General features: G+C 72.1%; 14 protein-coding genes and 1 tRNA gene. 12 read left to right on the plus strand and 3 right to left on the minus strand.

All coding sequences use genetic code 11. The annotated features are described in order from the left end of the window. Positions 1 to 20: 20 nt before the first annotated feature. From moaC to IVW53_01760, 10 genes are all read left to right on the plus strand, one after another. Positions 21 to 659: a cyclic pyranopterin monophosphate synthase MoaC gene (moaC, locus tag IVW53_01715; GenBank protein ID MBF6604288.1), complete on the plus strand. Its 639-nt coding sequence runs from the start codon at positions 21 to 23 to the stop codon at positions 657 to 659. Next, positions 659 to 1183 (plus strand): MogA/MoaB family molybdenum cofactor biosynthesis protein, encoded by a 525-nt coding sequence (locus IVW53_01720; protein MBF6604289.1) that lies wholly within the window; start codon positions 659 to 661, stop codon positions 1181 to 1183. The genes moaC and IVW53_01720 overlap by 1 nt, the downstream gene beginning before the upstream one ends. Next, positions 1183 to 3300 carry a (Fe-S)-binding protein gene (locus tag IVW53_01725; GenBank protein MBF6604290.1) on the plus strand — a complete coding sequence of 706 codons (2118 nt, stop codon included), beginning with the start codon at positions 1183 to 1185 and terminating at the stop codon, positions 3298 to 3300. Before IVW53_01720 ends, IVW53_01725 begins: the two co-directional genes overlap by 1 nt. Before the next feature lie 166 nt (positions 3301 to 3466). Next, positions 3467 to 4588, plus strand: coding sequence for an acyl-CoA dehydrogenase family protein (locus tag IVW53_01730; protein ID MBF6604291.1), 1122 nt, complete (start codon positions 3467 to 3469; stop codon positions 4586 to 4588). A gap of 48 nt (positions 4589 to 4636) precedes the next feature. Then, complete coding sequence (locus IVW53_01735; GenBank protein MBF6604292.1) at positions 4637 to 5422, plus strand: electron transfer flavoprotein subunit beta/FixA family protein; 786 nt, start codon at positions 4637 to 4639, stop codon at positions 5420 to 5422. Then, entirely contained in the window at positions 5422 to 6399 is a 978-nt protein-coding gene (locus tag IVW53_01740) for an electron transfer flavoprotein subunit alpha/FixB family protein (GenBank protein MBF6604293.1), read from the plus strand. The genes IVW53_01735 and IVW53_01740 overlap by 1 nt, the downstream gene beginning before the upstream one ends. Before the next feature lie 19 nt (positions 6400 to 6418). Then, positions 6419 to 6985, plus strand: coding sequence for a hypothetical protein (locus IVW53_01745; GenBank protein MBF6604294.1), 567 nt, complete (start codon positions 6419 to 6421; stop codon positions 6983 to 6985). Between the two features lie 65 nt (positions 6986 to 7050). Continuing rightward, positions 7051 to 7539 carry a transcriptional repressor NrdR gene (gene nrdR, locus IVW53_01750; protein MBF6604295.1) on the plus strand — a complete coding sequence of 163 codons (489 nt, stop codon included), beginning with the start codon at positions 7051 to 7053 and terminating at the stop codon, positions 7537 to 7539. Continuing rightward, a complete protein-coding gene (locus IVW53_01755) occupies positions 7536 to 8138 on the plus strand; it encodes a dCTP deaminase (GenBank protein ID MBF6604296.1) in 603 nt (200 codons plus the stop codon). Before nrdR ends, IVW53_01755 begins: the two co-directional genes overlap by 4 nt. A gap of 10 nt (positions 8139 to 8148) precedes the next feature. Then, positions 8149 to 9015, plus strand: coding sequence for an MBL fold metallo-hydrolase (locus IVW53_01760; protein MBF6604297.1), 867 nt, complete (start codon positions 8149 to 8151; stop codon positions 9013 to 9015). 336 nt (positions 9016 to 9351) lie between these two features. Here the strand turns inward: IVW53_01760 and IVW53_01765 are convergent, their stop codons facing one another. The 3 genes from IVW53_01765 to IVW53_01775 are packed head-to-tail and all read right to left on the minus strand — an operon-like array spanning position 9352 to position 11275. After that, the gene (locus tag IVW53_01765; protein MBF6604298.1) at positions 9352 to 10083 is read right to left on the minus strand and encodes a redoxin domain-containing protein; all 732 of its coding nucleotides are present in this window, start codon (positions 10081 to 10083) and stop codon (positions 9352 to 9354) included. Beyond that, positions 10083 to 10985, minus strand: a complete 903-nt coding sequence (locus IVW53_01770) for a hypothetical protein (GenBank protein MBF6604299.1) — start codon at positions 10983 to 10985, stop codon at positions 10083 to 10085. Before IVW53_01770 ends, IVW53_01765 begins: the two co-directional genes overlap by 1 nt. Then, entirely contained in the window at positions 10982 to 11275 is a 294-nt protein-coding gene (locus IVW53_01775) for a glutaredoxin family protein (protein MBF6604300.1), read from the minus strand. Before IVW53_01775 ends, IVW53_01770 begins: the two co-directional genes overlap by 4 nt. Before the next feature lie 86 nt (positions 11276 to 11361). On the opposite strand from IVW53_01775, the gene IVW53_01780 reads away from it, so the two are divergent. Both IVW53_01780 and IVW53_01785 read left to right on the plus strand, forming a co-directional pair. Then, positions 11362 to 11437, plus strand: a tRNA-Arg gene (locus IVW53_01780). 383 nt (positions 11438 to 11820) lie between these two features. Further along, positions 11821 to 12246, plus strand: a complete 426-nt coding sequence (locus IVW53_01785) for a Rieske 2Fe-2S domain-containing protein (GenBank protein ID MBF6604301.1) — start codon at positions 11821 to 11823, stop codon at positions 12244 to 12246. Positions 12247 to 12265 lie beyond the last annotated feature (19 nt).

The raw sequence follows: 12265 nt of genomic DNA on the forward strand, positions 1-12265 counted from the left end.
CGGATCGGAGAGGAGGACGGATGGACACCCCGTCGTCGACCCGCGTCGACCGCCGGCGGCTCACCCACGTCGATCGCTCGGGCCGGCCGCGGATGGTCGACGTCAGCGCGAAGCCCGCCACCGCGCGCCGGGCGGTCGCCGAGGCGATCGTCGGTCTCAGCCAGGAGACCCTGAGCCTCGTCATCGATGGTGGCGGGCCGAAGGGCGATGTCCTCGGAGTCGCCGAGCTCGCCGGCGTCATGGGCGCGAAGCGGACGAGTGAGCTCATCCCGCTGTGCCATCCGCTCACCCTCACGGACCTCGTCGTCCAGATCACGCCGGATCGAGCCGCGAGCGCGCTCCGGATCCGGGCCGAGGCGGCGACGACCGGCCAGACCGGCGTGGAGATGGAGGCGATGACGGCCGCCGCGATCGCCGCCCTCACGGTCTACGACATGGTGAAGGGCGTCGAACGAGGCGTCGAGATCCGGTCCGTGTCCCTCGTCAGCAAGAGCGGCGGCGCGAGCGGGACGTGGACGCGCGATCGTCAGCCCGGCGGCGCCGCCTCCGGCTCGCGGCCCTCCCGTCCGTCCACCGGCGGGCCGAAACATCGGCCGGGCGATCGGATGGCCGGCAGACTGCCGGGCCGCCGGACGGGCGGCGGACCCGCGACCGGCTGATGGCAGGGTCCGTCCGCACGGCGTTCGTCCTCACGGCGAGCGACCGCAGCGCCGCCGGTGAGCGCCCCGACGCCTCAGGCATCGCGGTCGCGGCCCGGCTCATCGACCTCGGGTTCAGCGTCGAGCGGGCGGTCGTCGCCGACGACCGGCCGGCGATCGCGGCGGCGCTCCGCGCGGCGGCGGCGCGCCATCCGCTCGTCGTCACGACCGGCGGCACGGGTCTCACGCCGCGCGACGTCACGCCACAGGCGACGCGCGAGGTGGTCGACTACGAGGTGCCGGGGATGGCCGAGCTCATGCGCGCCGAGGGCAGGCGGTCGACGCCGTTCGCCGCCCTCAGCCGGGCCGTCGTCGGCGTGCTCGGCCGGACGCTCATCGTCAACCTGCCGGGGAGTCCTCGAGGCGCGGCCGAGTCGCTCGAGACGATCGTCCCGCTCCTCGATCACGCCCTCGAGACGCTCGCCGGTCCGTTCGACCACGGGTCCGCGGCTGTCGGCCCTCGGTCTGCTCGAAGGAGTCGCTGATGCCGTCCGCCTTCGACCATGTCGCCGGGTACCCGCTCGTCTTCCCGCTCTTCTACGGGGCGCTCGCCGGGTTCGCCCTCGTCATGGCCCGCCACCTCCGGATCTTCGCCGTGGCCCGGCCGGTGCGGCCGTTCGCGGCCGTCCCGCGGCGGATCGGCGGGCTCGTCCAGTACGCCTTCGCCCAGCGGAAGATGTTCAAGGATCCACGGGCGGCGGTCATGCATGCCGGGATCTTCTGGGGCTTCGTGCTGCTCACGATCGGGACGACGAACATCGTCACCGGCGGGATCGTCGAGGCGATCCTCCGAGCGCCGTTCGGCGGTGCGCTCTGGACCGCGCTGACGCTCCTCCAGAACGTCGTCGCCGTGGTCGTCCTGGGTTCGATCGCCTGGGCCTTCGAACGGCGGCTCATCGCGCGGCCCGCGCGCCTCACCTACACGCGCGATGCGCTCGTCATCCTCGCCATGATCGGCGGCGTCGTGGCGACCGAGCTCCTCGCCCAGGCGGCCGAGTCGGCGCGCTTCGGCGACATCGCGGGCGCGCTCGTCGCGAATGCCGTGGGCTCGCCATTCCGGTTCCTCGATCCGGGCATCCTCGAGGTGGGGTTCCTCGCCTTCTGGTGGGCCCACGTCCTCCTCGTCGCCGCGTTCCTCGTCTACCTCCCCTTCAGCAAGCACCTCCACATCGTCACGAGCTTCCCGAACATCTACTTCCGCAAGCTCGCTCCGCGGGGCGAGCTGCCGGCCATGGATCTCGAGGCGGCGGACGCGACGTTCGGCCTGCGGACCCTCCAGGATCTCGGCTGGAAGGACCTCCTCGACGGGTTCACGTGCACCGAATGCGGGCGCTGCACCCAGGCCTGCCCGGCGAATTTCACCGGCAAGCCGCTCGACCCGAAGGCGTTCATCATGGGCATCCGGGAGATGTCCGTGGAGGCCGAGCACGGCCTCAACCTCATCCCGAACAACCCGGCGGTCCGCGAGGCCTATGGCCTCGACGATCGCCTCGCGCCCACGGCCCTCGGGCAGCCGATCGTCGACACCGCGATCCCGTATGACGCGGTGTGGGACTGCGTGACGTGCGGCGCCTGCGTCGAGGCGTGCCCGGTCCTCATCGAGCACGTCGACAAGATCGTCGGTCTGCGCCGCAACCTCGTCCTCGAGGAGAGCCGCTTTCCGAGCGAGCTCACGGCGGCCTTCCGCAACATGGAGGTCGCCGGCAACCCGTGGGGCCAGTCGCGAGCGGCCCGACTCGACTGGGCCGCCGACCTTCCGTTCGACGTCCCGACCGTCGCCGAGGTCGCCGCAGACGGTCGGCTCGATGACCTCGAGGTGCTCTACTGGGTGGGCTGCGCCGCGGCCTTCGACGAGCGGAACCGGCGGGTCGCCCGGGCGTTCGCGACCTGCCTGGACGCCGCCGGCGTCCGGTTCGCGGTCCTCGGACAGGAGGAATCGTGCACCGGCGATCCGGCCCGTCGGATGGGCAACGAATACGTCTACCAGCTCCTCGCCACGGCGAACGTGGCGACGCTCGAACGGTATGCGATGGGGAAGCGGACGATCGTCACCGCCTGTCCGCACTGCTTCAACACGATCGGCAACGAATACGGCCAGTTCGGTGGTCGCTATCGGGTCGTCCATCACAGCCAGTACCTCGCCGAACTCCTCGCCAGCGGACGGCTCCGGACCTGGGCCGCGGACGGGACGGCACGGTCCGTGACGTACCACGATTCGTGCTACCTCGTCCGCTACAACGGCGTCGCCGCCTCGCCCCGTGACGTCCTCGGCGCCGTGCCGGGGATCGAGCTGCGGGAGATGGAGCGCAGCGGTCGGGACACATTCTGCTGCGGGGCGGGCGGGGGTCGGATGTGGATGGAGGAGACGCGCGGGACGCGGATCAACGCGGAGCGGACGCGCCAGGCGCTCGCGACGGGCGCAGGGACGCTCGCGACGGGCTGTCCGTTCTGCATGACGATGCTCAAGGATGGGCTCGCCGATGCGGGCCACGGTCCGGGCACGAGCGAGCCGATCGCCTCGGCCGACATCGCCGAACTCCTCGCCGCAAGCCTCGCCCCGACGGGTCAGGGCGGCGGCCGTCAGCTGCCCGTCATCCAGTGACCGGGCGGCGGATCGGCCGCCGAGCCTCACCGGAACGTCCGGCTCGTCGCGGGTCCCCGAAGGTACCGCCGGTGGCGCGACCGCCCGGTGCTAGGATGCGGCCGGAGGCCGCCCAGTGATCGACGACTCGCCGCCCCGGCCGTACCGCCTCACCGACGAGCACCTCATGCTGCGGGACGCGGTCCGCCTCCTCGCCGATGAGCGGATCGCCCCGCGCGCCGCGGAGATCGACCGCTCAGCCAGCTTCCCGTGGGACGTCCGGGACCTGCTCGCGAGTCACGACATCCTCGGTCTCCCGTTTCCGGTCGAGTATGGAGGGGTCGGCGGCGATCTCCTCTCCGTCTGCCTCGCCATCGAGGCGATCGCCCGCGTTTGCGCCACGTCGGCGCTCATCGTCGCGGTCCAGGAGCTCGGCGCGCTGCCGCTGCTGCTCGCCGCCGACGACGACCAGAAGGCACGCTGGCTCCCCGCCCTCGCCACCGGCGAGCAGCTCGTGGCGTTCGCCCTGACGGAGGCGGAGGCGGGCTCGGACGCGGCGGCCGCCCGCACACGTGCCGTTCGGGACGGCGCCGACTATGTCATCGACGGGAGCAAGCGCTTCATCAGCCAGGGCGATATCGCCGATCTCGTCGTGGTGTTCGCCGTCACCGAGCCCGAGGCAGCGCGCCATCGCAACCTGTCGTGCTTCGTCGTCGAGCACGGGGCGCCGGGCTTCAGCTCGCCACGGGTCGAGCACAAGATGGGGATCCGCGGCTCGACGACCGCCGAGCTCACCTTCGACGGGGTCAGGGTCGGGTCGGACCACCGGATCGGCGCGGAGGGGGAGGGGTTCTCGATCGCGATGCGGACGCTCGACCGGTCCCGGCCGGCGATCGCCGCCCAGGCGGTCGGGATCGCCCAGGGCGCGCTCGACGTGGCGGCGCGCTATGCGACCGAGCGCCGTCAGTTCGGCCGCTCGATCGGCGAGTTCCAGCTCGTGGCCGGGATGCTCGCCGACATGGACGCTGCGACGGAATCGGCCCGCCAGCTCCTCTACGCGGCGTGCGCGGCGATCGACGATGGCGCGCCGGACGCCGCCCGCTGGTCCGCGATGTGTAAACTCGTGGCCGGGGACGCCGCGATGCGGGTGACCACGGACGCGGTCCAGGTCCTCGGCGGCTACGGCTACACGGACGAGTTCCCCGTCGAACGCATGATGCGCGACGCGAAGATCACCCAGATCTACGAGGGCACGCAGCAGATCCAGCGGCTCGTCGTGGCACGCTCCCTGCTCGGGAGGCGCGACTGACGACGATCCGGCGGAGCCCGTCCGCCCATACAGGAGGACCGCTCAGCGGTGCACATCGTCGTCCTCACCAAGCCCGTCCCGGACACGACCGGACAGGAGCGCCTCGGGCCGGATGGCCGGCTCGACCGGGCGGCCGTCCCAACCGTCGTCAACGCGAACGACGAGTACGCCCTCGAGGCGGCCCTACGCCTCGTCGAGGGGCACCCCGATGGCGGCGAGGTGACCCTCCTCGCGATGGCCCCGCCGGACGCACCGGAGACGCTCCGCAAGGCGCTCGCGATGGGGGCGACGCGCGGCATCCTCGTGACCGACCCGGTCCTCGCCGGGTCGTGTGTCCGGTCCACCGTGACGATCCTCAGCGCTGCGCTCCGGACGCTGACCTACGACCTCATCCTCGCCGGTGCGGACACGTCGGACGGCGGCGGCGGCGTGGTCGCCGCCGGGGTGGCCACCCGGCTCGGCCTGCCGTACCTCTCATACGCGGCGGGGCTCGAGGTCCACGACGGGCGGGTCCACGTCCGGCGGATCTCGCCGCTCGGCTACGACGTCCTCGAGGCGCCGCTCCCGGCCCTCGTCGTCGCGACCCAGGCGCTCGGCGAGCCGCGATACCCGTCGCTCAAGGGGATCATGGGCGCACGAACCAAGGAGATCGCCGTCCGATCGCTCGCCGACCTCGGCATCGACCCGGCCGCGGTCGGCGGCGCGGCCTCCACGACGGCCATCGTCACAACGCGAACGCCGCCGGCGCGCGGCGCGACGCGGGTCGTGCGCGGCCCCGCCGCGGAGGTCGCGCGGGAGGTCGTCGACTTCCTCGTCGCGCGGAGGATCGTCTGATGGCGGGCGCGATCTGGGTCGTCGGCGAGGCGGCGGCGGACGGCCTCGCCCGGATCTCCGCCGAGGTCGCCACGCTCGGCCGCGCGCTCGGCGCCGCCGCCGGTCGGGACGTCGTCGGGATCGTCGCCGGCGTCACCCCGGGTGCAGCGGCCGCCGGCCTCGCCGCGTACCTCCCGCGGGTCCTCGAGGTGGAGGTGCCCGCAGCCGCCGCGACGACCGCAGTCGCCGCCAGCGCACCGGCGATCGCGGCCCTCGCCGCGCGCGACGATCCCGCCTGGATCCTCCTTGGCGCCTCGCCGGACGGTCGCGATCTGGCGGGGACCCTCGCGGTCCTGCTCGATCGGGGGGTCCTCGTGAACGCCTCGGCGGTCTCGTGGGACGGGCACGGCCCGCTCGTCGAGGCGAGCGTCTTCGGCGGCCGGCTCATCGTCTCGAGCGGCTTCACCGGCGACCGTGGCATCGTCACCGTCCGGCCGAACAGCGTGGTCGCCGAGGCGGCGGCAAGCGCCGGCATCGTCGAGAAGACCATCGCCCCGGCGACGGCATCGCTCCCGGAGGTAACGGTCGTCGAGCGGGTCCAGGCGAGCGCCTCGGCGGTCTCCATCGACGAGGCGCGGATCGTCGTCTCGGGCGGGCGCGGCGTCGGGGGACCGGACGGGTTCCGCGTCGTGGAGGACCTCGCGGCCGCCCTCGGCGGCGTGGTCGGGGCGACCCGTGCGGCGGTCGACGCCGGCTGGATCCCGTACAGCCAGCAGATCGGACAGACCGGCAAGATCGTGAAGCCGGAGCTCTACCTCGCGCTTGGGATCTCGGGTGCGATCCAGCACAAGGTCGGGATGCAGACGGCCGCCACGATCGTCGCGGTCAATCGCGACCCCGACGCGCCGATCGCGGAGTTCGCCGACCTTGTCGTCATCGGCGACCTGTTCGAGATCGCCCCGGCCATCGCCCGCGAAGTCCGCGCCCGGTCGAGCTGACGGGCCCCCGGGGAGCAGCGTGCCGATCGCGGTCGTCATCCCGCTCGTCGCGTTCGTCGCCCTCGCCGTCGTCTTCGTCGCCGTCCTGCGCCGAACGGGGACACTGCTCGCCGCTGCCCGGCGCGACGCGGCGTTCCAGGGCGCGGTGGCGGAGTTCGCCGTCCGGATCGACGGTGCCATCGGCGCCGTCGTGGCTCGGGTCGACGGCGTGCGACGGCACCAGGTCGATGCCGGGAACATCGCCGGCGACCTGGGCTCGGTCCGCGAGATCCTCGAGCGCGAGATCGAGGCCGCGCGGCGCCTGCCAACGAGCGACGGCCGACCGGACCCGCGCACCGGGCTCGCGACCGAGATCGGGCGGGCCGCGCGGGCGCTCGACATGGTCGCTCACGGCTGCACGCTCATCGCTGGCGGCCAGGGCCGCAACGGCGAGCTCGAGGCGCAGACATCGATCAAGCGCGGCTATCTCAACCTCATCCACGCTCGTGAGGCGATCGCCCAGCTGGCGGTCGATGCGACCACCGGTGCGCGACGTTCGCCGACGGACGCTCGGGGCACCTCGGCGACGAGCGATCGCTGGGCCTGACCACACGATGTAGTGGTATCCTCGAGGGACACCACTATCGGTAGTGGTCGGCGACGGGAGCCTCGATGCGCTGTCCACAATGCGGCGAACACGAGACGCGGGTCGTCGACTCGCGGGATCTGGACGACTCGGCCACGATCCGGCGCCGCCGGGAGTGCTCGACGTGCGCCACGCGATTCACGACGTACGAGCGCATCGAGGCCGCCCGGCTCGTGGTGATCAAGCGTGACGGGACGCGCCAGGAATTCGACCGCGACAAGCTCGCCGAGGGGCTCGACAAAGCGCTCACCCGGCGGCCGGTCCCCGAGGGCGCGGCGGACGAGGCGGCGGACGCGATCGAGGCAGAGCTCCGGGCAGCGGGCGTCACCGAGGTGCCGAGCTCACGGATCGGCGCGGCGGCCATGGAGAAGCTCCGCGGCATCGACCAGATCGCCTACATCCGGTTCGCGTCGGTCTACCAGAGCTTCGAGGACCTCGAGGACCTCAAGCGCGAGGTGGACACCCTGTACGCGACGCGCGGCGTGGCCGGGGTCGTGAGTGGCGAGCGGGCGTGAGCGTCCTCGCCGACCGCGACATCCGGATCGAGCTCGAGTCGGGCCGCGTGCGGATCGACCCGTACGATCCCGCCGACCTGCAGCCCTCGTCGGTGGACCTCCACCTCGACCGCAGCTTCCGGGTATTCCGCAACAATCGCTACGCCTTCATCGACGTCCGTTCGCCGCAACCCGATCTCACGGAGTTGCTGCGGGTCGCGGACGACGAGGCGTTCATCCTCCATCCCGGCGAGTTCGTGCTCGGCCAGACCGTCGAATGGGTCGAGCTCCCGGACGATCTCGTCGCGCGTCTCGAGGGCAAGAGCTCGCTCGGGCGGCTCGGCCTCCTCATCCACTCGACCGCCGGCTACGTCGATCCGGGCTGGAAGGGAAATCTCACCCTCGAGTTGAGTAACGTCGCGAACCTGCCGATCGCCCTGTACTTCGGGATGCGGATCGGCCAGATCAGCTTCTTCCGGATGTCGAGCCCGGTGGAGCGACCGTACGGCTCACGCGGCCTGGGCTCGAAGTACCAGGGCCAGTCCGAGCCCACCGCGTCGGCGTACCACGAGGACTTCGCCGCCGATCGCCGCCCCTCGGACCCGGTTCGCCGCGACTGAGGGGCGATCGATGGGCATGGCGGACGCGTTTGCCTGGAGCGCGGATCTCGGCGGCGGGACGAGCGTCGGGCTCATCCGGGCCGGGACATTCCGATCGGACGCGGGTGCCCTCTTCGGTCCGGTCCCGCGACTGCTCTGGGAGCGTCACGTCGTCGACGAGCTGGACGCCGACCACCGTCTCCTCCAGGCCCTCAACTGCCTCGTGGTGGAGACGCCCTCGGGACGGGTCCTCGTCGAGACCGGGATCGGCGAGCGGATCGACGAGCGAACGCGGAGGATGCGAGCGTACGAGGGACCGCCGATCCTTGCGGCGCTCCGGTCCGCCTCGATCGACCCGGGATCGATCGACCTCGTGGTCATGAGCCATCTCCATTTCGATCACGCGGGCGGGCTCCTCGCGGCGGACGGGGAGCGGGCGTTTCCCCGAGCGAGGATCGTCGCCCAGCGGGCGGAGTGGGAGATCGCCGCCTCCCCGAACAGCCGGGTCGTCGCGAGCTACGTGCAGCCGGAGCTCGCGCTCGTCCGGGCGTGGGGCGAGGCGGACTGGGCGGAAGGGGAGCGCGAGCTCCTCCCGGGGGTGTCCGTCGTCCCGACCGGCGGACATTCGGCCGGCCACCAGGCGATCGTCGTCCGCGGTGCCGGTGCCGGCGCCCGGACGCTGGTCTTCTTCGGCGACCTCGCCATGCGGCCGTGGAGCGCGAACCCGCGCTGGATCACCGCCTTCGACGATTTCCCGCTCGACTCGGTGGACGTCAAGGCCCGGCTGTTCGCGGAGGCGGCCGGCGGCGGCTGGCTCGTGGTCCTCTCGCACGAGCGCGACACGCCCGCCGGGCGGCTCGTCGCCGATCGCGATCGCTACCGGTTCGAGCCGGTCTAGCGGGGATCCCCGGACACGTCGTTGACGAGGATGCCCATCGGATAGAGGCGGCCGGGCCAGATTCCGCCAGATGGTCATGAGGCGGGCGCTGGTCTGCACATCGCTGACAGGTGGCCCTCACCCGGGCATCTGGCAGGATCCAGACGCCGGCCCGGCCCGGCCCGGCCCACGCTCAGGTCTGCCAGCGCCGCGTGGGGAGTCGATGACCGTCGCCCGCGTGGTGGTCGTTTGTCAGGAACGCGTGTGGCGACGTGTCGCGACGTACCACGGCCGGTCGTCGGATCCGGTGGAAGCCGGCCAGGTCTGCGTTGTCGACAACGTCCGCGGGAATCACGGCTATGGCATAGCGCTCCCGGCGGGGACGCCGAGGGGCGCGGACGGGGGCGCGGATGGCGGGGCGGCGGGCAGGATCGCCTCGACCTCCGCGGCGGCGGACGCCATCGTCATCGGGCCCTGGATGACAGCGCGGATGATGCCGTTCGGGTCGACGAAGAACTGGGTCGGCAGGGCGAAGACGCCGTAGCGGTGGAAGATGTCGGCGGAGATGTCGGCCGCGATCGTGTACTGGAGGCCGTAGCGGGCGGCGTAGGCCGCGACGTCGGCCACACTCGTCTCCTGGACACTGATCGCGACGAGCGCGAGGCCGCGATCGCGGTAGGCGGCATAGGTGTCGCGGAGGACCGGGGTCTCCGCCTGGCACGGCGGGCACCACGTCGCCCAGAAGTCGATCCACACGCCGCGGCCGCGGAGCGCCGCGAGGCTCAATGGCCGGCCGGCGAGGTCGGACAAGGTGAACGTCGATCCGTCGGCGCGGGTCACGGTGAAGTCCGGAGCGCGATCGCCCGGTCGCAGGCCCACGGCAGGCGGCGAGCCGATGAGGTACGGCGTGGCCCGTGGATCGCGGGCCCCGATGGCTCCCGTCGTGCCGAGCGGCGCCGTGACGCCGAGGAGCAGGATGATGGCCACGACGACCACGACGAGGCCGGCGGCGAGCTGGCGCGCCCCGAACGGTCCGATGAGCCCGTGGCGCGGCGGGCGGTGCTCGAAGGTCGGGCGCTCGCGGGACACTAGATCGCCGTGTTGAAGTTGAAGTACCGCGGCAGCAGGGCGAGCCATCCGGCGAGCATCGCGACGCCGATCCCGACGACGAGGAGCCCGCCGACGAGCGAGACGATCCGACCGTGCGCGACGAGTGGCCGCAGGAGTCCGGGCGCCCGATCGTAGAGCGCTCCGAGGACGAGGAACGGGATGCCGAGCCCGAGGGTGTAGCCGACGAGGAGCGTCGCGCCCGGCCCCGCCGAGCCGGAGGTCGCGGCCATCGTGAGGATCCCGCCGAGGATGATCCCGATGCACGGCGTCCAGCCGATCGCGAAGATGGCTCCGAGGCCGAAGGAGGCGAGCGCGCCGCCACGGCGGTCCACGAGGCGACCGCCGAGCCGATCGAGACGGGCCGCGCCGGGCTCCCGCCCAACCGCGGTCGCCGCGAGGGACAGCGTCCCTGTCGACGTGGCCACGGAGGCCGCCGCTCCGGCGTCGAGGGGTCTCCAGACCCGCTCGAGGAAGCCGATGCGGACGATCCCGGCGAGGGACAGACCCATGACGATGAGGACGATCCCGCCGACCTGGCGGAGCTCCGGAAGGATGGCCACGAGCGGCCCGCCCGCATAGGTCGCGGTGATCCCGAGGAGGGTGAACACGACGCCGAATCCGGCCACGTAGGCGGCCGCGCTCCCGAGGGCCAGCCAGCGCGATGGCGGGACCGACGGGTCGCGACCGGCGACGGCCACGGACGTCAGCTGGGCAAGGTACGCCGGTACGAGCGGCAGGACGCACGGCGAGAGGAAGCTGATGAGACCCGCGACGACCGCGACGCCGAACGAGAGGTCGGTCCCCCCGTCCGGCCCGCTCGCCGCCACACCCGCGGCCGCCTGGATCGCCGCCGACGGCAGCGCCCACAGCGCGGCGATCATCCGCCCAGCCCCTCCGTGACGAACCGGCGGATCGCCGCCCCGGAGGTGGCGAGCCGGAGCTGGCGCCCGGCGATCTCGAGGACGGGGATCTCCTCCGCATGCGCGGCGAACCAGCGATCGTCTGTCGTGATGTCGCGATCCTCGATCGGCGAGACGCTCCGGCCTGCGGAGCGCCGCTCGGCCATGAGGGTCTCGAGGAACTCCCGGGTCTCCTCGCAGAGGCCGCAGCCGGGCTTGCCGTAGAGGATGATCGTCGGGTTCGGGTCGGTCGGGTGGATCGGTGCCGGCATCGCGGGCATTCTAGTCGCGAGCCAACGGACCGGCCCGGCAGTCTGACTCGGGTCCGCCGTCGCTGCGCGGTACGATGGCGGTCCGCGCCCCCGTAGCTCAGTGGATAGAGCGAGGCCGTCCTAAGGCCTGCGTCGGCGGTTCGAGTCCGTCCGGGGGCGCCACGAACGATCCGTGTGTCCAGCCACACGGTCTTCGCACAGACAGTTGCGCGGATGAGGTGCAGACTATGGAGGCGCCTGGGTCGTCGAGGATCTGAACCACCCGCCAGGCATCGCTCGAGAGTTCGTGAAGCACGATGAGCAACTACCAGGTCGAACCCGCATCTCGCCCGCAGGCGGTGACGGAAGCAGCGATCAAGGCCCGTCGCGACGGGCAGGTCCAGGGCATCTCCCGCCGGACGCTTCTCCGTCGTTCACTCGGAGGCGGGATCGCCCTCTGGTTGTTCGAACTCGGCGCCGGCACGATCGGTTTCCTCTGGCCGAGCCTGGCCGGTGGCTTCGGTGGGGTCTTCACGCTCGGCACCATCGACGACGCTGCGAGGACGATGGACACGATCGGGACCCAGTTCAAGGACGGCGCGCCAGCCCATTTCCTTGCCGCGCAGGCATTCGTCATGCTCATCAACCCTGACGTCTACAAGTTCATCCCGGGTGCCAGCCCGGAGGGCGACGGTGCGGCGACGAACGTGCGGACGCTCTGGCATCGCTGTACGCATCTCGGCTGCACGCCGAACTTCTGCCCCTCGAATTTCTGGTTCGAGTGCCCCTGCCATGGATCGCGCTACGACCGCCTCGGCATCAAGATCCTCGGCCTGGGGCCCGCACCGCGGAGCCTTGACCGCTTCGCCTCGACGGTCGACGCCAAGGGGGTCCTGACAGTCGATACGGGCAAGATCACCCTCGGCCCTCTGCCGATCGCCCTCGGCCAGCCGGGCGTCATCCCGGCCACGTCGCCGGTCAGCTGTCTCTGATCACGCCCGCGGTTCCCCG

It is taken from the genome of Chloroflexota bacterium, from assembly GCA_015478725.1.
Taxonomy (GTDB): domain Bacteria; phylum Chloroflexota; class Limnocylindria; order Limnocylindrales; family CSP1-4; genus C-114.

What these genes read in the sequence shown, in the direction of transcription:
- IVW53_01775 (MBF6604300.1), bottom strand. Translation starts at nt 11,275, where the DNA reads ATGCCGGCACCGATCCACCCGACCGACCCGAACCCGACGATCATCCTC.
- IVW53_01730 (MBF6604291.1), top strand. Translation starts at nt 3,467, where the DNA reads ATGCTGCGGGACGCGGTCCGCCTCCTCGCCGATGAGCGGATCGCCCCG.
- moaC (MBF6604288.1), top strand. Translation starts at nt 21, where the DNA reads ATGGACACCCCGTCGTCGACCCGCGTCGACCGCCGGCGGCTCACCCAC.
- nrdR (MBF6604295.1), top strand. Translation starts at nt 7,051, where the DNA reads ATGCGCTGTCCACAATGCGGCGAACACGAGACGCGGGTCGTCGACTCG.
- IVW53_01720 (MBF6604289.1), top strand. Translation starts at nt 659, where the DNA reads ATGGCAGGGTCCGTCCGCACGGCGTTCGTCCTCACGGCGAGCGACCGC.
- IVW53_01740 (MBF6604293.1), top strand. Translation starts at nt 5,422, where the DNA reads ATGGCGGGCGCGATCTGGGTCGTCGGCGAGGCGGCGGCGGACGGCCTC.
- IVW53_01725 (MBF6604290.1), top strand. Translation starts at nt 1,183, where the DNA reads ATGCCGTCCGCCTTCGACCATGTCGCCGGGTACCCGCTCGTCTTCCCG.
- IVW53_01760 (MBF6604297.1), top strand. Translation starts at nt 8,149, where the DNA reads ATGGGCATGGCGGACGCGTTTGCCTGGAGCGCGGATCTCGGCGGCGGG.
- IVW53_01785 (MBF6604301.1), top strand. Translation starts at nt 11,821, where the DNA reads ATGGACACGATCGGGACCCAGTTCAAGGACGGCGCGCCAGCCCATTTC.
- IVW53_01770 (MBF6604299.1), bottom strand. Translation starts at nt 10,985, where the DNA reads ATGATCGCCGCGCTGTGGGCGCTGCCGTCGGCGGCGATCCAGGCGGCC.